This is a genomic window from Crocosphaera sp. XPORK-15E, assembly GCF_034931425.1.
Taxonomy (GTDB): Bacteria; Cyanobacteriota; Cyanobacteriia; order Cyanobacteriales; family Microcystaceae; genus UHCC-0190.
On the sequence record NZ_JAYGHQ010000004.1, the window covers coordinates 127,772 to 153,939 of the forward strand.

Genomic DNA, 26,168 nt, shown 5'->3' on the forward strand with positions numbered 1-26,168 from the left:
CTGTCATCATCATGGGCTTTATGCTGGTAACATCTTCTGACACGATTACCTGGGAATTACTACCCGAAGACTTCATTTTAGATGATGAACCTGTGGATAATATTAATCAACCCTCCTTAGCTGCGGCTTTAACAGAAAGCTTGGAATTAGGGCAAAAACTTCCCCCAAATTGTCTCACAACTACAAACTACGGCATTTGTGCCACTCTTAATGGCAAATTTGTCATAAAAGCTCCTGATTGGGCTTATATAAGGCAAATTTCCGTAGCTAGAGAAGCAATTATGAGAAGCTACACCCCTCACCGTCAAGGGGAAATTCCGATGATTGTCATGGAATTTCTCTCGGATACGGAAGGGGGAGAATATTCGAGTAAGCGCACGTTTCCTCCTGGTAAATGGTTTTTTTATGAGCAAATTCTCCAAGTTCCCAACTATATCATCTTTGAACCTAACAGTGGCACTCTAGAGGTTCATCGTTTGCATGATAGTAAGGGGTATGAGTTACAAAGTCCTGATGAGAATAACCGTTATTGGATTGAGGAAATTGGCTTATTTTTAGGGGTTTGGGCAGGAAAACGGGAAAATAGAGAGGGTAACTGGTTGCGATGGTGGGATCAAGAGGGAAATTTACTTTTATGGGGAACGGAACGGGTTCAAAAGGAACAAGAAGCGAAGGAATTAGCACAACAACAGGCTATTCAAGCGCAACAACAGGCTATTCAAGAACGAGAAGCAAAGGAAGCAGCTTTAAAACGTTTAGAAGCCTTAGAAAATCGACTACGAGAGGCTGGAATTGACCCAGTTTGACTTATCAACTTTATCAATGAATAATTAATAATTGATAATTAATAATTGTTTAATTTGGTTAAAAACCTCCCTCGCGCTAAGCTGTTGTGCATTTAAACTACTCATCTTTAGGTTCTCGGTAATTATTCATTATTCATTATCCATTATTCATTGGTGAACGGATTTCTGCGATCGCGGTTTCTAGAGAAATTTTAAGGTTGGTGTTTTCAGCAATTGTATAATTAAGTGTTCAAAAATAAGTTATTTTTCTTGATTTTAGCAATAATAATATTGCCGAATTCACAAATATCGGCTCTATGATAAGAGTATCCTTTTAACTTTATAGAATCTTGGGGATAAGGATCTGTTCTCAGTTCGGTTATTTTTGTAGCTACTTGTTTAGCGTGTTTATCAGGCAGTTTTTTTAAGCGTTTAGTTGCTTGTCGAGATAGATTAATCTTAAGCATTTAAAATTTCTGACAGTAAAGCCTCACTTTCTGTTATTCCGATAAAACCTTCTTGATGAGCTTTTTCTGCCTGTAAAGCCAAAAGTTGATTTTCTAACTCAGAAAATCTCTCAAATTCCTCGATTGACAGCACTACTGCCACATTGCGTCCCTTCTTTGCTATCTTTACTGGTTCTCTTCGAGCTAAGTCTAACAGTTCGCCAAAGCGATTTTTTGCTTCTGATGCTCCTAATGTTTTCATAAATAATTCTTCTAGAAACTAGCCATTATAACCATATTAGCCATTATAGCAATTAGTGGGATGAGAATCACCGCCACCAGCGACTCACCTCCCTAATCCCTTGATGGACTTCTCTTAGGGCTTCAACCCCACCAAAATGAAGGATTAAAGGGACTAAGTTGGGAATAGTTTTAGAGCAATTCTAAGAATTCTTGGATAGTTAAACCTGCTTCTTTAACAATCCCTGCCATTGTATAAGCATTAATCGGATTTGCTCGTGGAATGGTGATAGTTCGTTCTCCATTTGTCATGGTGATATGTTTCCTCTGTCTAGTGATGCGGAATCCTGCTTTTTCAAAGGCATTAACAGCGCGTAGATGATTAATTCCCGGCAATTTTGGCATAATTACCCTACTTCCACATAACGCACTTCAGCATCTTTATTTAACTCTTCAATTGTCTCTAAATAGTCTTGTATCGCTTCTTTGATATTTTCAATGGCTTCTGCTTCCGTGTCTCCCTGGGACCAGCATCCGGGTAAACTAGGACACCAAATCGCATAACCTTCTTCGCTTTGTTTGAGTCGAACTTGATAGCGCATAAATAGTTACTCCGTAATTTTAACTTTCGATGGCGATCGCGGTTTCTAGGGAAATTTTAAGGTTGGTGTTTTCAGCAATTGTGTAATTAAGTTTTTCAAAACCGATAACTTCACCCTGCTTATTTTTCATTAAGATAACTTCGTCTCCTGTTTCTTCACAGAGATATTCTGTATGGCGATCGCCAAACCAAACGGTGAGGGTATTACCCATCGGATCGTAATAAACATTTACTTCTGCCATAAAATTTCTCCTTCTTTAATTGCATCAGTGGGATAAGTTGTAATCAGGAAACCGTCCCCATTGAGTTTACGAATAATGGCACAGATCCAACGTTTTTCTCGTTGAAATTTGTAGAATAAATACACATCAGGATCACTGCGGCTACGTCGAATTTCATCAGGTTGACTTAGGGTTTCTTGGACTAATTTTTCTTGTCCTTTCATTATGGGGTGTTTTATCTGAGTAATGATTTGCCAATAGGCAACACTGACACGAATGGTACAATTAAGAGGTGTTAAAACATCGAAGAGCAGATTATTATCAGTCATGTTTCTGCATCTCCTAATAGTTTTTGCTCAAAGCGAGTTGTAGGCTGGTTTCACTATTTTATCGGATTTCCGCGATTGCGGTTTCACTTGAGTAAGGCGGATGCTAATTCATGGAACGGGAATCACCTCCACCAGCGACTCACCTCCCTAATCCCTTGATGGACTTCTCTTAAAGCTTCAACCCCACCAAAATGAAGGATTAAAGGGACTAAGTTGGGAATAGTTTCGAGGAAATGAGGACGAGTGAGACTCCCCAAAGCAGGAAGGACATCTTGCCAGAAAGATAAATCCACATTGGCAGGGGTTAATCTAGCGGTCAAGGCTTGTAATGTCTCTGCACGCTGGTTTTCACTTCCAAAGGCTCTGGCAACTGCTAAGGCTTCGGGTAACGGTAACACATCAGGGAAATAGGGAGCTAACCCTGTCAATGCCTTTGCACGGTGGAATTCATCTCTAATAGCTCTGGCAACGGCTAAGGCTTCACTTAAGAGATATTCGGATAAATAGGGAGCTAACCCTGTCAATGCCTCTGCACGGTAGTATTCACTACTAATGGCCCTGATAACTTCTAAAGCTTCACTTTCTGGTAAATGGGGGGCTAACGCGGCAAATACATTTATGCTTAACCATCCATGCCCAATGGCTCTGGCAACTTCTAACTCTTCGCGTAACAAACTTTCTGGTAGATGGGGAGCTAACCCTATCAATGCCCTTGCACGGGGGTTTTCATGCCCAATGGCTCTGGCAACTTCTAAGGCTTCGAGTAACAAACTTTCTGATAAATGGGGAGCTAACCCTGTCAATGCCGATGCACGGTGGTATTCACCCTTTTCACCCCCAATGGCTCTGGCAACTTCCAAGGCTTCGGGTAACACATCAGGGAAATAGGGCGCTAATTCGGTCAATGCCTCTTCACGGTGGTATTCAGACTCAATCCCTCTGGCAATTTCTAAGGCTTCGGGTAACACATCAGGGAAATAGGGCGCTAACCCGGTCAATGCCCTTGCACGGTCGGATTCATCCTCAATGGCTCTGGTAATTTCTAAGATTTCGGGTAACATATCAGGGAAATAGGACACTAATCCGGTCAATGCCTCTGCACGGAGGTATCCATTCTTAATTCCTCTGGCAATTTCTAAAGCTTCACTTTTAGGCAAATGGGGGGCTAACCCCGTCAATGCCCTTTCACAAGAGTGTCCATCCCAAATAGCTCTGGCAATTTCTAAGGCTTCGGGTAAGATTTCGGGTAAATAGGGGGCTAACCCTGTCAATGCCTTTGCACCGTAGGAAAACCCAATAGCTCTGGCAATTTCTAAGGCTTCGGGCAAGAGATCTTCAGGTAAATAGGGGGCTAACCTAGTCAATGCCTCTTGACGGTGGGATTCAATCTCAATCTCTCTAGCAGTAGCTAAGGCTTCGGGTAAGATTTCGGGTAAATAGGGGGCTAACCCGGTCAATGCCTTTGCACGCTTGGATTCATCCCCAATAGTTCTAGCAACTGCTAAGGCTTCGGGTAAGAGAGCTTCAGGTAAATGGGGGGCTAAGCTCCTCAATAAGCTCGTCAATTTTGCAGCACGAAGGCGTTCATGCCTAATAGCTCTGGCAACTTCTAAGGCTTCGGATAAGAGAGCTTCAGGTGAATGGAGAGCTAACCCCGTCAATGCCTCTGCACGGTGGTGTTCATCCCGAATTCCTCTGGTAACTTCTAAGGCTTCGGGTAAAAAACTTTCCGGTAAATAGGGAGCTAACCCTGTCAATGCCTCTGCACGGTAGTCTTCATCCCCAATGGCTCTGGCAACTTCTAAGGCTTCGGGTAACAAAGCAGGGGTAAGATAGGGAGTAATTGCCTTTAATCCTTTGGCTTGCTTCTCATCATCTTGACTCTGCCTCACATAAGCCAATCCCTGGGCAGGTGTCCAGATTTCATTCTGAATCAGTAAAGCAATCAATTCTGGTGGAATATTCCCCGCCAAACTATTCAGAGAAGTGGTTATCAACCCATAACGCACCTGTAATCCCATAGACTGACTGGGATTATTCGCAAAATCAGCTTCCGCCAGTTGCCAAGCCCTAGAAACATCCTTAATAAAAGTCGCCGTTTTCGCTTCTTTCTCACATTTGCTATACCAACCATTGTCTCCTTCTGCCGTTTCTTCCCTCAGCAATTGATGAATCTCTGCTATCTTTTCCGCCTTTTCTAAATGCCAAATCAATTGATTATAAATGTAGCCATCATCCTCTAAACTATGCCATAAACCATTTTCAGTCTGTCTTTGATACCGAGTTAAAAGTTGCCCATGCGCCTCAGAAATCGATAAACCTAAGCCCGATAATTGATAATCTGTTTCAGGATAAGGAGAGGCTCGTAAAAGATTACGGGCTAAATCATGTAAGAGGTCATGGACACGATAATTAGTAATTTGTTCACTGGAAACCCCCGTTAATAATAAAGCCTTACCGCGTAAATATCTGAGAGTTTTCTTCGCTTCCGTTAACCGACAATCCCATAAAGTCGTTGCCATCTTTTCCGTAATTGTCACATCATCCGGTAAAACTCCTAACCAAATAAACTGTTGCAACCTTTGGGACGATAACCGTTTTAAACTGAGATTAAAAGAGGCAATTAAACTATAATGTTTTCGTTTTTCTTGATTACTAATATCTTCAGCTTCTAAGCGATCTAAAATTTCTAAGTTAGCAATTTCTGTTTGTAAATCTTCGATTAATTCAGCCCAAGGAATATCATCTTCAATTTGTGCCGCCGTTAACTCTAATGCTAAAGGTAAATAACCGACAATTTTGGCTAATTTTTTAGCTTGTTTCTGGTCTTCTAAAGTTAATTCATGCTTTAAATAACCCGTTAATAACGCTAAAGATTGTGTTTCCGTCATAATGTCCAAATCATAACGAATTGCTCCTATTACGGGGGCTTCTCTTGTCGTTACCAACAATTTACAGCCAGCCCCCGCCACTCGAAATGGTTCAACATCCTCCGCATTCCACAGATCATCTACCACTAATAAGGCTTTTTTATCTGCTAATAAAGTTCTTAATTGTAACGATGCCGCATCAATCCCCGTTGGCTTAAAATCATAATCCCCTAAAGCTTGAATCCAACTATGAAGAAAGGATAAAATATCTGGTTGTTGCCCCAATGTTGCCCAGAAAATCCCATCAGGAAAATAAGCTTGAACGTCTTTCTCCTGTGCCAAAGCCGCCGCTAAAGTTGATTTACCAATCCCTCCTAATCCATAAATCGCACTAATAACTAAGGTTCCTGTTTTAGCCGTTTCTGCTGATAATAAAAGTTCCTTTAATTTAATACTAACCTCTGGACGTTCCACAAAATAACTAGGTTTAGGAGGGGCTTGATTTCGATAGGAACGAGTGTTAAAACTAACTGAAATAACGGGTTTAGGTTCAGGATCAATGTCATGTTTTTCTAATAATTCACACCAATCTTTATTATCATAAACCCTTGCCAAAGATTCAGCCTCTAAAGATGCCGGACGATCTCTAATAGGATGTCTTGATTGTACCCCAATTACTAACCCATTACAAACAATTGCAGACCCCGATGTTCCCTCCCAAGGTGATTGATTTTCTCCTAAATTTTCTAATTGTTTATCTGTGGGTTGGATGTCTATATTATCTTTAATATTTAATAGTAAACGATTATGAGGCGCACGATTAGCTACATCAATAATTCCTTCAATATGTAACCCTGTGGCGTATTTTTTATTATCTTCAGCATATCGTAAAAATTGAGGGAAACCTAAAAAGTCAAACTTAACTTTTTTTGTGGTATTAGCATCAGGTAACTGACCAAAACTTACAGAATTACAAATTTCGACAGTTTCAGGTAATTCTATTAAAGCAATATCTATATTATCTGGGGCTTTCCAAATAACCTTAGCCTCTATATCTTGCTTATCAGAATAGTTTGATGATGATCTAAATCTTACTTTACAATCATTATTATCATCAAATAAATGCCTACAAGTCAACAATAAACGCCCCCCAATTCGATAAGCACTGCCATATTTAGGGGCAATGACTTCTACAGCGTGGGAGGGTTGAAATTTGGGCATTTGATAAAGTTTACCGCTTAATTGCCTATGATAACAATTTTATCTCATTTATTGATGAAAGCATAACAGATGGTTTGGGCGCAAGCATTGCGCCCAAACAGACATAAAATTTTAATCGGGAATATCGTCACTTCCTGTCAAGACAGGTTTTCCATCTTTCCAAATCGGTTTTAAGGGAATTTTAATCTTATGGGTTATCGCATCTTTATTAGTGACACCCCCACCCATTTCTACTACCCAAAATTTAATCCCTCCCTTGCCTTCTTTCGACTTTTCAACGACTAACTGAAACTCCAATTCAATCTCACCGACTTCAAAACGAATCTCCTTACCTTCAGAGACTAAAATGGATTCACTAAGTTCTATTCGCAATGCTTCTAGAGTTTCTTTGAGTCCAATTTTTTTAATATCCATAGATTTATTTTCACCAAGAGAAAAATTAATATTTTAGAAATTTGTTTCTAATTATTTACCAGAAAATTTCTGTCAAAATTGCTTCAAATTCACTATTAAATGACCAATTATCAGGGAAAGAAACTTTTTTATATTCCATTTTCACCAAAGAAAGAGCATCTTGATAAATTTCTTCAAATACCTGTTCAAAATATCTTTTAAGACTTGGGGATTTTTTGAGTAAACGGCGTATTTTACGTCTTTGTTCGGCAATTGTAAGTTCCCAACCCCGATTATCGTAAGCACTATCAATATAAATTCGCTTCAGAAGATGGGCCAATAAAACTTCTAGACGGTTTTCTAATTCCTGCTTTTCTGAACGTCCCAAAGCTTCAATTTCCTCGGTTAATGCCTCAATATCAATCTCGCTGAATTCGCCTTCTCTTAACTTAGTTGCTGTATCTTCTAACCACAGAGAAAAATCTTGTTCGTATAGAGAAAGTTTAGTAATAATTGGGTTCATATCCTTCAATTTCCTCCAGACAAATCTACCCCTAAGCTTTTAAAATTCTCATCTAAATAAAGATATCCCGACCATCTCCGTCTAGAGATAAAAGTCGGGATTTCATTCTAATCTTCATCAGCAGTTGTAGACGTTTTGCTGCTCGTTTTCGCTTTGGTGGTTCGTTTGGTGGTTTTCGTCCCTGTCGTAGACTTACGGGTAGTTTTCTTGGGCGTAGTTGCCTTAGCTGCTAATAAGTCTAAAGCAGTTTCTAAAGTGATCGTCTCAACTGTTTCACCTTCTGGCAGTCCTGCATTGACTTTACCGTGTTTTATGTAGATTCCATAGGGCCCCTCATAAATATTAATTGGTTCTTTATCATCAGGATGAACCCCTAATTCCCGTAAAGGTTTCTTCGTACCACGACTCGCTCCCCGTCCCTTTTTGGGTTGGGCCAATAATTCTAAAGCGCGTTCGAAACTAATAGTTAAAACATCATCCTCAGCTTTCAAAGAACGATAATCTTTGCCCTCTTTTCCTTGATCATGTACCACATAGGGGCCAAACCGTCCCAAACTGGCCTTAATTTTCGCCCCAGTTTCGGGATGGTTGCCTAATAAACGGGGTAAGGCTAACAACCCTACGGCCATGTCTATGGTGACATCTTCAGGTTTGACACCCTTGGGTAAAGAACCCCGTTTCGGTTTCTTATTTTCCTCCGTTGCTTCCCCTAACTGCACATAGGGGCCATAACTGCCAATTAACAGATAAATAGTTTCCCCAGTTTCAGGATGTAACCCAACTTTTTCCGGCCCTTCTGTTTTCTGTTTAAGTAAGGTTGCCACTTGTTCCGGGGTCAGATCGCATGGGGTGAGATCCATGGGAATAGAAGCAGTAATCACTTCTTCCCCTTGTTGAACTTCTATATAGGGGCCAAACTTGCCAATTTTAACCTTAGCATCTAAATTCTCTAAAATAACCGCTTTAGCCACCCCTGGATCAATTTCATCAACCCGGACTTTTACCTGAGTGTCTAACCCTTCTTGTCCTAAATAGAATTTTTCCAGATAAGGGAGCCATTGGGACTCCCCTGTGGCAATTTCATCTAGGGTTTGTTCCATTTTCGAGGTAAATTTCATGTCTACCAAGTCAGGGAAATGGTTTTCTAATAAACTCACCACCGCAAAGGCCGTAAAAGTAGGAACCAGGGCCTTACTCCGCATTTGGGAGTAACCGCGATCGATAATGGTACTAATGATACTGGCGTAGGTACTGGGACGGCCTACCCCTTCACTTTCTAGGGTTTTGACTAAGGATGCTTCCGTATAACGAGCCGGAGGTTGGGTTTCGTGGCCTAAAACATCTAATTTTTTACAATTAGGGTGATCTCCTTGTTTTAATGGAGGAAGAATCACTTCTTGGTCTTCTAACGCGGCATCTGGATCATCAGTTCCTTCCACATAAGCGCGGAAAAACCCTGGAAAATCAATGCGTTTACCTGAAGATCTAAACCCTGCGTCTTCTACTTGTAAATTAACCACAATTTGAGTTAATCGGGCATTGGCCATCTGACAAGCGACGGTACGCTTCCAAATTAGGTCATAGAGGGCGAATTCTTGCCCTGATAACCCGGTTTCTTGGGGGGTACGAAAACGGTTGCCCGCAGGACGAATAGCTTCATGGGCCTCTTGGGCCCCCTTACTTTTGGTGGTATATTGGCAGGGTTTGGGGCTAAGATATTCTTTGCCATACATCTGTTCAACGCAGTTTCTAGCGGCATTAATGGCTTCATCGGACAAATGAACCGAATCTGTCCGCATATAGGTAATATAGCCCTCTTCGTAGAGCTTCTGGGCAGTCCGCATGGTATCCTTGGCTGAGATGCCCAATTTGCGGTTAGATTCTTGTTGTAGGGTTGAGGTGGTAAAGGGGGGCGAGGGTTTGCGGGTGGTGGGTTTTTCTTCTGTTTTCGTGACTGTCCAAGGTTTCCCGTCGAGTCTTGCTTTGAGGGCGATCGCCTCTGCTTCATTCAGTAAGACAACATCCCGTCCTTCGGTAATTTTTCCGGTACTGGGGTCAAAATCACTGCCTGTGGCGATCTTTTTGCCGGCCAAGGTAATTAATTTGGACTCAAAGGGGCTTTTTTCCTGTTCTAATAAGGCTTTGAGATCCCAATATCCCCCAGAGAGGAAGGCGCGGCGTTCCCGTTCCCGTTGTACTAATAATCTTACGGCAACTGATTGGACTCGTCCAGCAGATAATCCCCAAGCGATCTTTTTCCAAAGCAAGGGGGAGAGGGTATAACCGTATAAACGGTCTAAAATACGGCGAGTTTCTTGGGCATGAACTAAATTTTCGTCAATTTCCCGACAATTTTTTAAGGCTTTTTGGATGGCTTCGCGGGTAATTTCATGAAAAACCATCCGTTTGATGGGGACTTTGGGCTTTAATAATTGTAGTAAATGCCAACTGATGCTTTCTCCTTCTCTGTCTTCGTCAGTGGCTAGGATTAATTCGTCTACACCTTTGAGGGCTGTTTTTAGACTCTGAACGACCTTTTTCTTACCTTTGGGGACAACATAGATGGGTTCAAAGCCATTTTCCACATCTACCCCTAAATTAGCCCATTCTTTCTCTTTGTAGGATGGCGGAATTTCGTCTGCTGAGGCCGGGAGATCACGCACATGGCCCATGGATGCCTCCACCTGATATCCTTGGGGCAAATAATTTCTGATGGTACGGGCTTTCGTTGGTGATTCAACAATAACGAGGGTTGACATAGTTGTTCACAATAATCAGGCAAGTTTAGCAGATCGTCAGTGAGCTACTTGATCTATTCGATCTTAGCTCATCCATACTGATGATCAGGGAGAGATTCCAATATAGAGTTTAGTCTCTATTTGCGATCATAGAGATTTTTGCTGGGTTTGTTTACCCCTTCTGTTAGGTAACTTAGCATAAGGTTTCCTAAAGCAATCCTTAATTTAAGAAGAATTTTCTTATGTGACAAGGACTTACCTTGTTGTAACAGTTGTTTACAAGATGAGGAAATGGCGATCGCAGTCGGGGTGCATTTAGCTAATATAAACCTACAATAAAGAAGGCGTATGGTGTCGGGGTAATTCATGAATTACCCCGACAGATAATTGGTTTTCTTCAACAATTGACAATGAACAATGGACAATTGACAATTACCTCTACCTAAAAGGTAGAGGATTGAAAATAAGGAAAAATTTTTTAATTTCTCCCCTTAAAAGAGGAGGTTTTAAACCAAATTAACCAATTGTCAATTATCAATTGTCAATTGTCAATTGTCCATTGATAAGTTCTTTTTGGGTGATTTCATGGCGATAACGAAACATTTCTTGTAAGCGAGAATCCACCCACCATCCAATTAGAAACTCGATAATTATACCGCCAGGAATTTCATATTGTATCTCATCAGTTAGCCGAGTTTGACCATTTTCATCTGTAAATTGATGACGATGTACCCAGGATTTCATCGGGCCAATTTCTTGTTTATCGACAAAGAAATAAGGCTTTTCACAAGCAGTATGACGGGCTATCCAACGAATGGGAATTATGCCTAAAATTAGTCTAAATTCGGAAACTGCACCAACCCCTAAGCCGCCTTCTCGTCGGATAATTTGCACGGGTTGCCAAGGAGGAGTTAATATATTTAAAATGTCGGGGCGTTCGTGAAATTCCCACACTTTTTCGATGGGGGCATTAATTAAAGTGGTTCGTTTAAAATTTAACATTAGAATTGAAGATAGTGCATTAATTGGGAAATAATTTGACTGTTTATACCTAATCTTTTTTGCAAATCAATTAAGTTTTTATAATTACCATATTCTTGACGATTGTTAATAAGTTTTTGAATTATAAAATTATCTAGGGAAGGAATATCTTGAAGTTGTTTAAATGTTGCTGTATTAATATTTATTTTTTGAGGTGTTAATATACTGTCTGGATCGTAATAGCAAAAGGACAAAATAGGGGCTAAGGGTTTAAGGCGTTGTTGAGGAATATTTAAGGCAGCAGATAAATCTTCTAAGGATAAGATTTCGACTCCATTGTTAATTAATTCTACTAAATTTCGAGCTTGATGAATAGAGATTCCTGGTAATCTCAAAAAATCATCAACATTGCCACAACTTACTTCAATTTTAATCCCTAATTCAGCCGCGATCGCTACTTCTTCTAAAGAAGCAAAGCGATAATAAGGATCATTCAAAATTTGCTGACGAATTCTTTGTTTTTGGGGATTTAATTTGTTAGTCCAAGCAGAAAAAGTCATGAATTTAAGTAATAAGTAATAATCAAGAAATGCGATCTAATAGTTGACGGCGTTTTTGTTCAAATTCATAATCAGAGACTAACCCATCTTCCCGTAACTTATCTAACTCTCGCAATGCTTCAGAAATTACCCCAACTTGAATCGGTTCTAATTTGCTAGAATTAAGATAAGATTGTTGAGCTTGATTGGAAGACAACCCATTAAATTGAGCATTAAATTGTTCTTCTCCTTGGACAAAATACCAAACAGCATCGATCGCACAAGCAATAGAAGGTATGGGGGTATTCCAAAGCAAAAAATAGATGACACCCCACACAGGTTGTCCTAAATAAAATTTATGGATTCCTGCAATGGGCCAAGGTATGATGGTAGACAGTAAAGCCAGAATAATCCCCATTTTACGGTTTTTTGGCTGGCTGAATAGCTTTTCCAAGGGTGACATGGGGTTTGAGTCTAACAGTCAAGTTCACAATTTCAGTCTAGTTTAACTGACGATGGTCGAGGGTGGGAGTTCCCAACTTACTAGGATTATTCGGTAAACCGTAGTTTTCAGGAACTTTTAACTACTTTACAATAAAATAACCGTCAGTTAATGACATCGAGTAAGTTAACCTAATTTTACTAAAAAGTGAGATAACAATGGGATTTTTTGATTCAGAAGTCGTCCAGCAAGAAGCTCAACATCTGTTTGAAGATTATCAATCCCTGATGCAATTGGGGGGTGAATATGGTAAATTTGATCGTGAAGGTAAAAAGATTTTCATTGACCAAATGGAAGCACTCATGGAGCGTTACAAAATCTTTATGAAACGCTTTGAGTTATCAGAAGATTTTATGGCCCAAATGACAGTTCAACAGTTAAAAACTCAATTAGGACAATTTGGGATGACACCACAACAAATGTTTGATCAAATGAATATGACTTTAGAAAGGATGAAATCTGAAATCCAATAATACTGTATTCTATGAATGTTTAGTCTAGGGTTAAGGGAGTGTTGTTATGGACAATGCTCCTACTAATAAATTATAGTGGTCTGATAGCCATTAAATCATTTTTTATGGATGATCAAATGTACGATTTTGCAATTATTGGTGGGGGTATTATTGGACTCTCGACAGCAATGATGTTAGGACAAAAGTTCCCTAAATTATCTTTAATTGTTCTGGAAAAAGAAGGAGAAGTTGCTGCTCACCAAACAGGTCATAATAGTGGGGTAATACATTCTGGTATCTATTATAAACCTGGTAGTTTTAAAGCAAAGTTTACCCGCGCAGGAAGTCAGTCTATGGTAGAATTTTGCCAAAGATATAATATTCCTCATGAGGTATGTGGTAAGGTAATTGTTGCTACTAAAGAACAAGAATTGCCTTTATTAGATAATCTTTATCAACGGGGTTTAGAAAATGGTTTACAAGTTAAGAAAATATCCCCAGAAGAAGTTAAGGAAAAAGAACCCTATGTGACTTGTTTAGGCGGAATTTATGTTCCAACTTCAGGAATTGCTGATTATAAAAAAGTCTGTCAAAAATATGCAGAATTAATTCAACAACAAGGGGGAGAAATTCGGTTTAATACTAAGGTTATTAAGATTAAAAACACCAAACAAAGTAAGATTTTAGAAACAACAAAAGGAGAAATTGAAGCTAAATTTATTATTAATTGTGCGGGATTATATAGCGATCGCATGGCCGAATTAGACGGGGTGAACCCCCAAGCGAAAATCGTTCCCTTTCGCGGTGAATACTATCAATTAAAGCCTGAAAAACGTTATTTGGTCAAAACTCTCATTTATCCCGTTCCTAACCCTGAATTTCCCTTTTTAGGGGTACATTTTACTCGGATGATTGATGGGAGTATTCATGCGGGGCCGAATGCGGTGTTAAGTTTGAAAAGAGAAGGCTATAAAAAGACAGATTTTGACTTAAAAGAATTTGCTGAAGTAATGACTTATCCTGGGTTTTGGAAGTTAGCTGCAAAACACGCAGATGAGGGAATAAAAGAGATAATTCGCTCTTTTAGCAAAGCAGCTTTTGTTAATAGTTTACAGCAATTAATTCCTGATGTTACGGCTGATGATATTATACCTTGTGAAGCAGGGGTTAGGGCCCAAGCTTTAAAAGCAGATGGTAAGTTGGTGGATGACTTTTTAATCATTCAAAATAAACAAGCAATGCACGTTTGTAATGCCCCTTCTCCTGCTGCTACTGCATCCTTAGAAATTGGTAAATATATAGTTGCACAAATTCCTGAATAATAATTAATTATTGTATCTTGAGAATACGCTGCAAATTATCCTTATGGCAACTTAAAACTAACAAAATTATGATCAATATTAAGATTTTTTAAAAGAAATTTTAAGATGTGTTCCTGTTGCTTCAGCAATTCTCTACTTTCAATTTTTTAAATTAATAAGATTGGAATAAAAATCTCTAATTATAACAAGAAACATAATTAGAATTTACCCAACCTTCTAACCCATTAACTTGATTATTTGGCCCTTGAATTACTTTAACTTTATACCAAGTATTTTGTTGAGATAAGAATTGAACAATATTCCCATTATTAAGTCCAGCCCTTGATTCTCCATTAGGATTAAAACGAAGGGCTAATTGACCTCTTTGAATATTAATAACCTCACAAAAAATAGATTCAGATGTTCCTTGTGAGTTTGATTTAAAACGAATTTGACTCTGATGAATATATCCCATTTCTCCACAAATATCAGTGATATACCAGTCATTTTCTGAACCGTAAATATTAACCACAGTAACAACTTTTATCGAACATAAAACAGTACCATTGGGAGATAGTCTAATATTAGAAGGAGGAGCAAAAATAACTGCTTGATTGATAGCTTGTGCTTTAACTTTGGGTATATTAATTCCTAATCCCCAAAAACTAATAGGCAACAATGCAAGCCCTGTTAAAATTAGCCGTGTGTATTGTTTCAATATCGACATTTAAGTTAATCTCCAGTAGTAAGTTAATAATAGGTGGGTATGAATAATTGCCCACCTATTATGATTATAAACCCCCTGTTGTCTGATCAAATAAAGCAGAAAAGTCTTGAGTGATGACAGCTTCAGGATCATTTTCAGGCTTAGAAATTACATCAAAGGCTTTATTTTTCGCCGTAGTTTCTCTTAATGCTTGTACCACTAATTCGGCTACATCTTCTCTAGGAATTACTGTGGAAATACCCTTAGGAGGATTTTCCAAAAAAGTATCATTTTTCCCCACAATTAACTCTCGTTTTCCTCCTGGTTCATTAATTAAACCTCCTGCTCGAATGATAGTATAATCTACCCCTGATTGTATCAAATATTCTTCCGCTTTACGCTTCCAAATTAATACATTACCATTGCCTAACTTATTAAGGGGATGATTAGGGTTTGTTCCGCCCATTGAACCTACTAAAACAATGTGTTTTATGCCAGCTTCTTTGGCGAGATCTATTTGATTTTTCTGCCCTATCCAGTCAACTTCTTCGGGCATTCCACCAGGTTCAAATTCAAACTCTGGGCGTTCCCCTTCCTTGGGTGGGGCTTTCATTTTAGGGACAGAACTTGTTAGAATAACCAATAAATTACATCCTTTTAATGCCATTTTAAGGGTAGATTGATCAGCAATATTCCCAATAATAAAGCCTTCTGTTGAACCAAAAAGTTCTTTGATTTTGTCCTCAAATCTACCATAGCCAATGGCTGCAAATTCATCAGGAAATTGACGTAATTTTTGAAGAACAATAGAGCCAGTTCTTCCCGTTGCACCTGTTACTAATACATTGGTTTTTGACATCTTTAAATTCTCATGTAATTAATACTTCCTAATCATACCATATTTAGGTATTTTTAATCATTTTATACCGTTCTTTAAAGTCCCTTTGCTGCTTTTTATGGTCTACAATAGGTTGAGGATAACCACAAGAATGACAGTCTAAGGGAGATATTTTGCCTGTGACTAAATATTCGGTATCAAGAGAACTTATCTCTGGCAACCATTGACGAATATATTCAGCTTCTGGGTCGAATTTTTGTGCCTGACTAGCAGGGTTAAAAATGCGTAAGGGTTGGGTGTCCATACCACTAGAAGCACTCCATTGCCATCCGCCATTATTAGCAGATAAGTCGCCATCAATCAATTTTTGCATGAAATATTTTTCTCCCCATTGCCAATTTATAATTAAATCTTTGGTCAGAAAACTAGCAACAATCATCCGACATCTATTGTGCATCCATCCTGTTTCATTTAACTGTCTCATGGCCGCATCAACGATAGGATATCCGGTTTTTCCCTCACACCATGCCTTAAAATATTCTTCATTATTATCCCAATAAAAGTTATTAAATTCTTCTCTATATGGCCCCTCAGCTAATTCAGGAAAATAGTATAAACAATGTTGATAAAATTCACGCCAAGCTAATTCTTTTTGCCAAGTTTCTATGTTTTCTCTTGCTTCGTCACTGCGGCTATTTTCGTAAGCGTTAAGGGTTGCTTCCCACACTTCTCTAATACCAATTACCCCAAATTTTAAAGCAGCACTGAGTTGAGAAGTTCCGTCTATTCCAGGTAAGTTTCGCTGCTCTTGATAATCATAAATTGCGGCTTCACAAAAATAAATTAACTGTTCTTTTGCTGCTTGTTCTCCTGGGGTTACAATTAAGGGATAATTCCAATGATAGCCTAAATCTTTTGCTGTTGGTAAATTGATGCTGCCTAGGTTATTAATAAGCTCAATTTCTTCAGGCGTTAATACTTCTATCTGACCTAAAGTTTCAACAATAGGATGTTTATTCTCTTTGCTCCAACTTCGCCAAAATGGTGTATAAACTTTATAGGGTTCATTATTACTTTTAGTTAAAATATCTCCTGGTTTATGTAATAATTGATCCCAATAGGTTTCTACCTTAATTCCCTTTTCTTTTAACGCCTCAATTACTTGGCGATCGCGTTCTTTACTGTAGGGTTCTACATCTTCATTCCACACAACAGCTTTGACTTTTAAAACTTCAGCTAATTTAGGAATAAGTTGAGTAGGTTGGGCTTTAAAAATTAATAGCTTTCTGCCTAATTTTTGGTAATTTGTTTGTAATTCTTCTAAACAACCAAGCATATAGCTAACTCTAGCAGGCGCAAGATCATCCCTGCTTAAAATATTGGGGTCTAAACAAAATAAACCCACTAATTTAGAACTCTGTTGATAGGCTTTATAGAGTCCAATATTATCAGAAATGCGTAAATCACGACGATGCCAAAAAATCACTAAATCATTCATAATAATTGCCTTTTTTCAACTCCGTTATTAATAATTAGGGTTAAAATTATTGAGAACCCTCACCCAAATCTCGATCATGGACTATGATAGATAAAGTAACAAAACTTTATTTATCTTCATGGATTCTGCCGTTCTCAACTTAAAACATCTTAAAAATACCCTAAAACATACGGTTTTATTTGGGAATGACCCCACCCCCGAACTATTAGCCATCCTTAGCGTCTATTTTGTGCAAGGAATCCTCGGTTTAGCCCGTTTAGCGGTTAGTTTCTTCCTCAAGGACGATTTAGGATTAAATCCCGCCCAAATGGGGGCATTAATTGGAGTCGCTGCCATTCCTTGGGTCATAAAACCTGTTTTTGGCTTTCTTTCAGACGGTTTACCCATTTTTGGTTATCATCGCCGCCCCTATCTCATCCTTTCGGGGATAATCGGCAGTTTATCTTGGATAATGTTAGCAAATGTTGTCACTAATGCCTGGTTAGCAACCTTCACCTTGCTTTTAACCTCCCTCTCGGTCGCCATCAGCGATGTTATTGTAGACTCATTAGTGGTAGAACGGGCCCGCAAGGAGTCTCTAGGACAGGCTGGATCACTACAGTCATTAAGCTGGGGAATGTCTGCTGTGGGGGGGTTAATCACTGCTTATTTAAGTGGGTGGTTATTGCAACAGTTTAGTAATCAAATAGTCTTTGAAATTACGGCTATTTTCCCTGTAATTGTTTCCATTGCTGCTTGGTTCATTTCTGAAGATAAAGTTAACAAGAATGATCGAGTTTTTCAAGCCCATAACTCTCCTATAAAACAGCAAATTACCTTAGTTTGGCAAGCAATTAAACAGAAGTCAATCCTGTTGCCAACTGCCTTTGTTTTTTTCTGGCAAACGACTCCTAATGCTGATTCTGCTTTCTTTTATTTTACCACGAATGAGTTAGGATTTGAACCAGAATTTTTAGGGCGAGTTCGTCTTGTTACCAGTGTAGCTGCCTTAGTCGGAATTTGGGTATATCAACGATTTCTCAAAACCGTTTCTTTTAGACAGATTCTAGGGTGGAGTATTGTCATTTCTTCGGGGTTAGGGATGACAATGTTATTATTAGTCACTCATGCTAACCGTGCATTAGGAATTGATGATCATTGGTTTAGTATAGGAGATAGTCTTATCTTAACAGTTGCTGGAGAAATTGCCTTTATGCCTATCTTGGTTTTGTCAGCAAGATTATGTCCAAAAGGGATCGAAGCCACTGTATTCGCTTTATTAATGTCCATCGTTAATCTGTCTAATTTATTATCCCATGAATTAGGGGCATTATTAACCCATTGGTTAGGGGTAACAGAAACAAATTTTGATCGTCTTTGGCTATTAGTAGTTATTACTAATTTATCAACCTTGCTACCTTTACCTTTATTGGGTTGGTTGCCAAATACTGACCCCCAAATTCAAGAAAAAGAAGCTAAACAGGAGAGTATTAATCTTGTAGAAGTTTATCAAAATCATCCTTTAGGAAGTCTTCCTATTGATTCAGCGATACCAGAATTATTGCCTGATTTTGTAACAACCAAAAAGCAGGGATAATTTTTGATATCGCGCCAAGACGTAAAGAGAATGGTAAGATTTTTTAGTAAGGTATTAACATTTTATCAATCATGACTACTTCCATTGAAAAAAACACGAAAAACCAGCCTTATAATCGTCAAGAATGGCAACAAGGTTATCAGTCTCAACCTAATGAATATAATTATTGGATTGATGAGATTGAGGGGATAATTCCTGATGAATTACAGGGGACTTTGTTTCGCAATGGCCCTGGTTTATTGGAGGTTCAAGGAACGCCTTTAAAACATCCTTTTGATGGCGATGGCATGATTTGTGCAATTTCTTTTTTGCCTGGGAGAAAGGTTCATTTTCGTAACCGTTTTGTTCAGACTAAAGGGTATGTCGAAGAACAAGCATCAGGTAAAATGATTTATCGGGGCGTATTTGGGACACAGAAACCTGGGGGATGGTTGAATAATGTCTTTGATGTTAAGGTTAAAAATATTGCTAATACAAATGTTATTTATTGGGGCAAAAAATTACTGGCACTTTGGGAAGCTGCGGAACCATATCGACTTGATCCAAAAACTTTAGAAACCATAGGATTAGATTATTTAGAGGGAACATTGAACCCTGGTGATTCTATTTCTGCTCATCCTTGGATTGATCCTTTTTGTGAGTTGGATAATGGGCAACCTTGTTTAGTAAATTTTTCTATTAAACCAGGACTTTCTAGTGAAATTACTATCTATGAATTTGCTCCTAATGGGGAGTTATTACGTCGTCATTCCCATATTATTCCTGGGTTTTCTTTTATTCATGATTTTGCCATTACGCCTCATTATTGTCTCTTTTTACAAAACCCTGTCACCTTTAATCCACTGCCCTATTTTTTGGGGTTAAAAGGGGCTGGAGAATGCGTTAAATTTCATCCCAATAAGCCTAGTCATCTCATCATTATTCCCCGCATTCCTCCCTATGATGGCATGAAAATTCTAGAAACTAAAGCAGGTTTTGTTTTTCATCATGCTAATGCGTTTGAGGAAGAAAATAACATCTATTTAGACTCAATTTGTTATGATTCTCTTCCCCAAGTTCAACCTGATGGAGATTATAAAGAGGTGGATTTTGAAAATTTAGATCCTGGACAATTATGGCGGTTTAAAGTTGATTTAAAAGATCATAAAATTGAGCGTCAAATGATAGAAACTCGCTGTTGTGAATTTCCATCTGTAAACCCTGAAAAAGTCGGCAGAAACTATCGTTATTTATTCACAGGAACTGCCCATAATTCTCAAGGAAATGCCCCCTTACAAGGTATTCTTAAACTAGACTTAGTTACGGGAGAAAAACATTTACATTCTTTTGCACCTAGTGGGTATGTCAGCGAACCTATTTTTGTCCCTAAACCTCAAGCAACCCGTGAAGATGAAGGATGGGTTTTAGTGATGGTTTATGATGGAAGTAAACATCGTTCTGATATCGTCATTTTAGACGGTGAAAACTTAGAAAAAAGTCCCATTGCTACATTACATCTTAAGCATCATATTCCTTACGGTTTGCATGGTAATTGGACAAATGAGGTGTTTATTTAGGTAAACTAATAAGGTGGGTGTCTCTCACCTTATCTCTAGCATGATTAAGATGAATATTAACCTTCACACTTTCTTTTTACTCAATCTTTCCCATAAAATTTATGGCATCTTGAAATCTATACAACGTAAATTAGGATTACAGGATGCTGAAATTGATGATGGTTCAGAAAGTATTATTAGGGAATATGGTATCTGGTTTTTGCTGTTTGGCATTTTATTAATTTGGGTCATTTATCAAAGTTTTAGCCAGAATAAACGCCGATAATTAGCCATTATTAATTTAAAGTTGATGAAGTTTAGTAATAGCTTTTTTAGTATATACATTAGCATATTTGAAGGCATCAGGAGCATGATGGTTAGCAATGAGGTCAATTCCTAAAGCAGATTTAATTTTGTAAGCTGGATAAACCGCGACTAACAGGAGGAAAATGGCGATAATGAATTTGAATCTGTTCATAGGATTTAAGATTGTTTTTACTAAAGCAATTAAATGAATTATGACAGTTTAATGTGACATCCTAGTGACAATCTTATGAAAAGTTGATAACATTTTTACTCTATTTGATGATTATAGATAAAAATAATGATAATAAATTACTGTAGCTTAAACAGATTTGTTATAATAACGCATTTGTCTTTCTTGTTCTAAAACTGCGCCATCTTCTAACCATATTATCACTTGATCTTTATTTTTAGCAGGGTTTAACCAGATAATAATTCCAATTTCAGGAATATCTTTTGATACTTCTGAGAAATACTGTCTAACTTTTTCATCTAAGGAAATCACAATTTTATCAGTTATTATAGCTGCTTCTAGTAAACAAATATCTTTCCACATTGCCTCTCTTTTTTTATAATTTTCTGCACATTCTTCTATTTGTTTTCTTAATTCATCTAAAGTAACGTTTTCATAATATTTGAATTTCTTTTTAGCAATCATACTAACTCGCCATTTTCTAGCAAATGTTGATTGATGTTTATCCCATTCTTGTTTTAATTCAGAAGTCATGACCATAGAATAATCTAGTTCTAAAACAGCTTTTAAGAAGTCACGACAGTTTTTAGGAGTAGGATGTCTGGCATTTTCTCCACCACAAGAACGAGCAATAGACGCATCAATAACTAATAATTTTGATGTTTTATTCTTCATCTAAATCACTCATTAATTTTAATTCAGCCGCATCTAAATAACGACTTTCTTCTTGTAAATCAACTTCACTAAAATCTTCGGGCCAATCTCCAAATGTTCCTGCTTTATCTAAATCAGCAGTTGTGACTTTTGTACAACCTTTTTGATCACGACTAAACCAATGTAGTTTGATTTTTTCTGGTTCAATTTTATCTTCTGCTACTAATGATTGAATGCGTTTTAAAATTAAGTCGCTGTGGGTTTCTATAACTACTTTTACTCCTCTATTGGCTGATTCTATTAATATATCAGCTAAGGATGCTTGAGCGCGAGGGTGTAAATGAATTTCGGGTTGTTCTAAATACACTAATTGATTAGGTTCTGCGACTAATAATGCCACAATAGCGGGTAAGGTTTGAGAGACTCCAAACCCAACATCAGCAATACTTACCATGTCTATATCTTCATTATTAAGAGTTGAATTATAAGGCAGTCGAGAAACTTTAATTTCTACATCTACATCATTAAGTTTTTTCGCACTTACTTTTTGAGTTAATCCTAATAGACTTAAATATCTGGCTAAATCATTAAGTTTAGAAGATTTTTTGATTTGCCAATCATTAATAACACTCGCTACATAATTATCAAAAGTTCCTGGAAAATTTTCACCAACTGCGCTAATGGGATAACTTCTTAATGGATTTCCTCTAATTCCTGGTACATGAATCATGTTATTAATATATATTTCAAAAAATATTTGAGACTCTAACTTATAGTTCAAGAACTTTTCCCCTGCTTTCAATATATGTATCTTTTCTTTTAAGGATAAGGGAAGCACATATTGTTCCTTTTGTTTTGACCAAATTAATGGATTTAACTTAAAAAAACATCGTATTCTTTCTAGCCTAAAAGAAAGATTTAGATTAATCTCAGTTGGAATTTCTAAGCTATCTATAATTTCTTTTGCTGTCATATCTTTTCGCAAAATTATTTCTGATTCATCTTCCTCCTTATAATTCATTTGCTTTAAATCAAAAATATTATTTTCTTTAGCAAAAATTAATTTAATGTAATCAGAATTATTGATTTCAATTTCTACAGAAAACTGATTATTATCTTGAGACGATACCTTAGAAAAAAATTGATCAGTAGAAGTAAATTTAACATTAGGGCCATTTAATAATAATGCTCCTGGGTCATAAGTTGCTTCTAAAGTTTGTTTGAGCAATAATAGAGGTTGAATAATACTAGATTTACCTGAACTATTAACCCCTGCTAGAATGGTTAAAGGACGAATTTCAATTGAACATTCATTATCAATAGATTTATAACCAGCAACAGAAATTTTAGTAATTCCTTGAGATGTAATAGAATTGTCTTCAATAGATTGATTCATTTTATATTCGTCTTTATACTTGTATATAGAACTACGAATTAAGTTGAGGAAATTGATAAAAGCTGACTCTTATTGTAGGGGTCAACGGCCGTTGACCCCTACTTATGCTTAATATCCCATTATAATAAATATACTGTCCTTTTGTCTCTCTCAATCAGTCACAATTTGCTGTAAAATAAAACCCTCCTCAATAAAGAGAAGGGTTAATAATTCAGTTCATTAATTAAAGAGAATTAAGCAGACCATCCACTGTGGAAGAATTCACCTCTGGGTTTATCAGTCCGTTCGTAAGTATGGGCCCCAAAGTAATCACGTTGCGCTTGAGTTAAATTCTGAGGTAACTCAGCACGACGATAGCTATCAAAATAGTCCAAAGAAGAACTAAACGCAGGAACCGGAATTCCTAATTCATTGGCTAATACTAGCACCTCGCGCCAAGCTTCTTGACGGTCTAAGATACTTTGTTTAAACTCAGGAGCTAACAACAGGTTAGGCAAACTAGGATTATCGACAAATGCCTTCTTAATTTTATCTAAGAAACCAGCCCGAATAATACAACCGCCTTTCCAAATACGGGCAGACTCAGGTAAGCTAACTTCGTTATTGTAATACTCAGCAGATGCCTTCGCAATTAAAGCCATTCCTTGAGCATAGGAACACATTTTAGAGCAATATAAAGCATCCCTTACCTTGCCCACAAAAGCTTTGACATCGCCATCAAATTTGACGATGGGGCCTGGTAATTGCTTAGAAGCAGCTACCCGTTCCGCTTTGTAAGAAGACATCACCCTGGCGTTAACCGCAGCATACATAGTAGGAATGGAAACTCCTAACTCTAATGCACTCATAATTGTCCAACGTCCCGTGCCTTTTTGACCAGCAGAATCGAGAATTAAATCAATCAGATGGGTATTGGTTTCGGGGTCGATATATTTGAAGATATCGGCAGTAATTTCAATTAAGAAAGAATTAAGTTCATCGGTGGTATTCCACTCGCTAAACACTTCATGCAACTCAGGATTAGTGAGGCCTAGAGCATTTTTCATGATGTCGTAGGCTTCTGCAATTAACTGCATATCGCCGTATTCAATACCATTGTGAACCATTTTGACATAGTGGCCAGCACCACCAGGGCCAACGTAGGTAACACAGGGGCCATCATCGACTTGAGCCGCAATTTTGACTAAAATGGGTTCTAGTTCTTCATAAGCGGCTTTAGTGCCTCCAGGCATGAGGCTAGGGCCTTTTAATGCCCCTTCTTCACCACCACTGACACCCATTCCCACGAAACCGAAGCCAGTAGATTCGAGATATTTGGTGCGGCGTTCGGTATCTTCATATAAGGAGTTACCGCCATCAATAATCATGTCTCCTTCATCAAGGAGGGGTTTGAGTTGTTCAATAACAGCGTCAACGGGTTTTCCCGCTTGTACCATTACCAAAATTTTACGGGGACGTTCTAAAGTTTGTACGAATTCTTCTAAAGAATAGGCCGCTTTTACGTCTTTACCTTGGGCCCGGTTTTTCATGAATTCTTCAGTTTTGCTTGCTGTACGGTTATAAACAGCAATGGGAAAACCACGACTTTCGACGTTGAGGGCCAGGTTTTCTCCCATTACCGCCAAGCCGATTACGCCAAAGGTTCGTTTTGTCATATAATTCCTACCAACTCTACAGGTGTCTTATAAAGAGAATTAACGGTCTTGTTTGACTGTTGAAGTGTGTCTAAGGAACACGCTGATTAGTTTAACCCTATCTTTTGCTTAACCTGGGTTCTCTAAATAGAATCTTAACTAATCCGAGGAAAAAGTAATGAATGATACCAAAATTTAGGAACCGCTTGTAGGGACATAATACTATTTTGCCCTTCTTAATCAAGTTATCCTGAAATTATTCTTACTTAATAACAAAGATGGGTTTAACACTGTTAAACCCCTACAGATAATTTGAGAGACTTAGAACAATTTCAAAAATAAGGGCATCATTTCCATTCGGGGTGGGGTTCAATGGGTAAACAAATACCGAATTTATTGATTTGATTGATCATTTTATATAATCTTCCTGAATTCAGTCGATTAAAGTGTAAAGTTAGACGGGGAAGATTAGAAGTTTCGTCTTTCATTTCAGCAGGTAATGCGCTACTTTTTTCGATTTTTCCTTTGACTAAAATATCGGAATATTCTTCATTTAGTTGTGCTACTTGTTCATCGGTTAATTGCGAATTTAGACGCATAACTAATAAATCTTCTACATAACGAATGGAATGATAAACACAGTAAAATTGACGAATTATATTACAAGCAGTCGCTAAACTATCAGTTATAGTATAAAGACTAGAATCTTCTGCACTAATTAAACCCCTTGCTAATAAATTGCTATAATTATATTCATTCCAGGTTTTCCAATAGTCTCCCCCAGGCTCATCTATTAAGACTAAAGGAGAGGGGCCATATTTTCCCGTTTGACATAATGTTAATGTCTCAAATGCTTCGTCTTGTGTCCCAAAACCCCCAGGAAATAAGGCAACTGCATCACTTTCTTTTAAGAAGAAAAGTTTACGGGTAAAAAAGTATTGAAATTTAATTAATTTATCATCTCCAGCAATAAAAGGGTTAGTCCCTTGTTCAAAAGGTAACTCAATATTTAACCCAAAAGAATGCTCTCTCCCTGCTCCTTCATTCCCCGCTTGCATGATACCTCCTCCTGCTCCTGTGAGTACCATAAAGCCAAATTGGGTGATATAACGCGCAAATTCAACCGCTAGGCGATATTCTGAACTTTGGGGGGATAGACGGGCTGACCCAAAAATGGTAACTTTACGAGTGTGACGATAGGGATGAAATACCTTAAACCCCTTTTCTAAGTCTTCTAGGGCAGTAGTTAGGATTTTCCAGTCTAAACGCTCAACTTCTTCATCCGCAATGCGTAATAAGACTCCTAATGCTCGCTCTATCAATTTACCATGTGGATGATCCGGTAAATTTTTGATGAGGGTTTCTAATTCTGAAGCTAGGGATGATTGGTTATTATTGGTTGATAAGGTCATAATTGAAGTAAAAAGTTAGAAGTTTGACGTTATCGATAAATTGAGGGACTGGAAATTGTATTGTATTGAAGACTACTTCTATTCTACCTAAGTTCAGTTGCGATCGGATCATAAATATAACGGTGTTTAAGAATACAATAGCATAACCTTAAAGTTGACATAACTAAATTAATTTTGTTATGCTTTCATTAAATGCTTAAGTTATCCTAGAAAAATTATGTCAATCTCTAGTTTTTATGAATGATTTTAATTTAAGATTATTCTCACGGTTTTCATCAAGC

At 37.8% G+C, this 26,168-nt stretch carries 27 protein-coding genes; 6 read left to right on the plus strand and 21 right to left on the minus strand.

Annotated elements, in window-relative coordinates; translation table 11 throughout:
- Nucleotides 1-20: 20 nt before the first annotated feature.
- A complete protein-coding gene (locus tag VB691_RS04700) occupies nt 21-806 on the plus strand; it encodes a Uma2 family endonuclease (protein WP_416244724.1) in 786 nt (261 codons plus the stop codon).
- Between the two features lie 221 nt (nt 807-1,027).
- Here the strand turns inward: VB691_RS04700 and VB691_RS04705 are convergent, their stop codons facing one another.
- From VB691_RS04705 to VB691_RS04765, 13 genes are all read right to left on the minus strand, one after another.
- Nucleotides 1,028-1,252 (minus strand): type II toxin-antitoxin system RelE/ParE family toxin, encoded by a 225-nt coding sequence (locus tag VB691_RS04705; RefSeq protein ID WP_323290312.1) that lies wholly within the window; start codon nt 1,250-1,252, stop codon nt 1,028-1,030.
- On the minus strand, nt 1,245-1,493 hold the full coding sequence (locus VB691_RS04710; protein ID WP_323290313.1) for a type II toxin-antitoxin system Phd/YefM family antitoxin: 249 nt from the start codon (nt 1,491-1,493) through the stop codon (nt 1,245-1,247). Before VB691_RS04710 ends, VB691_RS04705 begins: the two co-directional genes overlap by 8 nt.
- A 170-nt stretch (nt 1,494-1,663) precedes the next feature.
- On the minus strand, nt 1,664-1,876 hold the full coding sequence (locus VB691_RS04715; RefSeq protein WP_323290314.1) for a type II toxin-antitoxin system HicA family toxin: 213 nt from the start codon (nt 1,874-1,876) through the stop codon (nt 1,664-1,666).
- 2 nt (nt 1,877-1,878) lie between these two features.
- The gene (locus tag VB691_RS04720; protein WP_002776391.1) at nt 1,879-2,073 is read right to left on the minus strand and encodes a type II toxin-antitoxin system HicB family antitoxin; all 195 of its coding nucleotides are present in this window, start codon (nt 2,071-2,073) and stop codon (nt 1,879-1,881) included.
- Nucleotides 2,074-2,092: 19 nt separating this feature from the next.
- The gene (locus VB691_RS04725; RefSeq protein WP_323290315.1) at nt 2,093-2,314 is read right to left on the minus strand and encodes a DUF2283 domain-containing protein; all 222 of its coding nucleotides are present in this window, start codon (nt 2,312-2,314) and stop codon (nt 2,093-2,095) included.
- Nucleotides 2,302-2,622: a DUF4258 domain-containing protein gene (locus VB691_RS04730; protein WP_323290316.1), complete on the minus strand. Its 321-nt coding sequence runs from the start codon at nt 2,620-2,622 to the stop codon at nt 2,302-2,304. The genes VB691_RS04725 and VB691_RS04730 overlap by 13 nt, the downstream gene beginning before the upstream one ends.
- Before the next feature lie 122 nt (nt 2,623-2,744).
- The gene (locus tag VB691_RS04735) at nt 2,745-6,713 is read right to left on the minus strand and encodes an NB-ARC domain-containing protein (RefSeq protein ID WP_323290317.1); all 3,969 of its coding nucleotides are present in this window, start codon (nt 6,711-6,713) and stop codon (nt 2,745-2,747) included.
- A 111-nt stretch (nt 6,714-6,824) separates the two neighbouring features.
- Complete coding sequence (locus VB691_RS04740) at nt 6,825-7,127, minus strand: trypco2 family protein (protein ID WP_323290318.1); 303 nt, start codon at nt 7,125-7,127, stop codon at nt 6,825-6,827.
- A 55-nt stretch (nt 7,128-7,182) separates the two neighbouring features.
- On the minus strand, nt 7,183-7,629 hold the full coding sequence (locus tag VB691_RS04745; protein WP_323290319.1) for a DUF29 domain-containing protein: 447 nt from the start codon (nt 7,627-7,629) through the stop codon (nt 7,183-7,185).
- Nucleotides 7,630-7,736: 107 nt separating this feature from the next.
- On the minus strand, nt 7,737-10,388 hold the full coding sequence (topA, locus tag VB691_RS04750; RefSeq protein WP_323290320.1) for a type I DNA topoisomerase: 2,652 nt from the start codon (nt 10,386-10,388) through the stop codon (nt 7,737-7,739).
- 513 nt (nt 10,389-10,901) lie between these two features.
- Nucleotides 10,902-11,369 carry an SRPBCC family protein gene (locus tag VB691_RS04755; RefSeq protein WP_323290321.1) on the minus strand — a complete coding sequence of 156 codons (468 nt, stop codon included), beginning with the start codon at nt 11,367-11,369 and terminating at the stop codon, nt 10,902-10,904.
- Nucleotides 11,369-11,908 (minus strand): ComEA family DNA-binding protein, encoded by a 540-nt coding sequence (locus VB691_RS04760; RefSeq protein ID WP_323290322.1) that lies wholly within the window; start codon nt 11,906-11,908, stop codon nt 11,369-11,371. Before VB691_RS04760 ends, VB691_RS04755 begins: the two co-directional genes overlap by 1 nt.
- Before the next feature lie 22 nt (nt 11,909-11,930).
- Nucleotides 11,931-12,350 carry an NINE protein gene (locus VB691_RS04765; protein WP_323290323.1) on the minus strand — a complete coding sequence of 140 codons (420 nt, stop codon included), beginning with the start codon at nt 12,348-12,350 and terminating at the stop codon, nt 11,931-11,933.
- Between the two features lie 197 nt (nt 12,351-12,547).
- Between VB691_RS04765 and VB691_RS04770 the strand changes: the two genes are divergently transcribed.
- Nucleotides 12,548-12,862: a DUF1825 family protein gene (locus VB691_RS04770; protein WP_323290324.1), complete on the plus strand. Its 315-nt coding sequence runs from the start codon at nt 12,548-12,550 to the stop codon at nt 12,860-12,862.
- A gap of 116 nt (nt 12,863-12,978) precedes the next feature.
- Nucleotides 12,979-14,163: an L-2-hydroxyglutarate oxidase gene (gene lhgO, locus VB691_RS04775; RefSeq protein WP_323290431.1), complete on the plus strand. Its 1,185-nt coding sequence runs from the start codon at nt 12,979-12,981 to the stop codon at nt 14,161-14,163.
- Nucleotides 14,164-14,338: 175 nt separating this feature from the next.
- Here the strand turns inward: lhgO and VB691_RS04780 are convergent, their stop codons facing one another.
- From VB691_RS04780 to VB691_RS04790, 3 genes are all read right to left on the minus strand, one after another.
- Nucleotides 14,339-14,869 carry an SH3 domain-containing protein gene (locus VB691_RS04780; protein WP_323290325.1) on the minus strand — a complete coding sequence of 177 codons (531 nt, stop codon included), beginning with the start codon at nt 14,867-14,869 and terminating at the stop codon, nt 14,339-14,341.
- Between the two features lie 64 nt (nt 14,870-14,933).
- Nucleotides 14,934-15,707: an SDR family oxidoreductase gene (locus tag VB691_RS04785; protein ID WP_323290326.1), complete on the minus strand. Its 774-nt coding sequence runs from the start codon at nt 15,705-15,707 to the stop codon at nt 14,934-14,936.
- A 43-nt stretch (nt 15,708-15,750) separates the two neighbouring features.
- Complete coding sequence (locus VB691_RS04790; protein WP_323290327.1) at nt 15,751-17,184, minus strand: deoxyribodipyrimidine photo-lyase; 1,434 nt, start codon at nt 17,182-17,184, stop codon at nt 15,751-15,753.
- Nucleotides 17,185-17,302: 118 nt separating this feature from the next.
- Between VB691_RS04790 and VB691_RS04795 the strand changes: the two genes are divergently transcribed.
- The 3 genes from VB691_RS04795 (at nt 17,303) to VB691_RS04805 (ending at nt 20,581) form a co-directional block, all read left to right on the plus strand.
- Nucleotides 17,303-18,760: a folate/biopterin family MFS transporter gene (locus tag VB691_RS04795; RefSeq protein ID WP_323290328.1), complete on the plus strand. Its 1,458-nt coding sequence runs from the start codon at nt 17,303-17,305 to the stop codon at nt 18,758-18,760.
- A gap of 71 nt (nt 18,761-18,831) precedes the next feature.
- The gene (locus tag VB691_RS04800) at nt 18,832-20,316 is read left to right on the plus strand and encodes a carotenoid oxygenase family protein (RefSeq protein WP_323290329.1); all 1,485 of its coding nucleotides are present in this window, start codon (nt 18,832-18,834) and stop codon (nt 20,314-20,316) included.
- 49 nt (nt 20,317-20,365) lie between these two features.
- A complete protein-coding gene (locus VB691_RS04805) occupies nt 20,366-20,581 on the plus strand; it encodes a hypothetical protein (RefSeq protein WP_323290330.1) in 216 nt (71 codons plus the stop codon).
- 15 nt (nt 20,582-20,596) lie between these two features.
- Here the strand turns inward: VB691_RS04805 and VB691_RS04810 are convergent, their stop codons facing one another.
- The 5 genes from VB691_RS04810 to VB691_RS04830 form a co-directional block, all read right to left on the minus strand.
- Complete coding sequence (locus tag VB691_RS04810) at nt 20,597-20,773, minus strand: hypothetical protein (protein WP_323290331.1); 177 nt, start codon at nt 20,771-20,773, stop codon at nt 20,597-20,599.
- A gap of 147 nt (nt 20,774-20,920) precedes the next feature.
- Complete coding sequence (locus tag VB691_RS04815; RefSeq protein WP_323290332.1) at nt 20,921-21,466, minus strand: hypothetical protein; 546 nt, start codon at nt 21,464-21,466, stop codon at nt 20,921-20,923.
- Nucleotides 21,456-22,841 (minus strand): AAA family ATPase, encoded by a 1,386-nt coding sequence (locus VB691_RS04820; RefSeq protein WP_323290333.1) that lies wholly within the window; start codon nt 22,839-22,841, stop codon nt 21,456-21,458. Before VB691_RS04820 ends, VB691_RS04815 begins: the two co-directional genes overlap by 11 nt.
- Before the next feature lie 233 nt (nt 22,842-23,074).
- Nucleotides 23,075-24,496, minus strand: a complete 1,422-nt coding sequence (gene gnd / locus VB691_RS04825; protein ID WP_323290334.1) for a decarboxylating NADP(+)-dependent phosphogluconate dehydrogenase — start codon at nt 24,494-24,496, stop codon at nt 23,075-23,077.
- Nucleotides 24,497-24,822: 326 nt separating this feature from the next.
- On the minus strand, nt 24,823-25,887 hold the full coding sequence (locus VB691_RS04830; RefSeq protein WP_323290335.1) for an LOG family protein: 1,065 nt from the start codon (nt 25,885-25,887) through the stop codon (nt 24,823-24,825).
- Nucleotides 25,888-26,168: the final 281 nt, after the last annotated feature.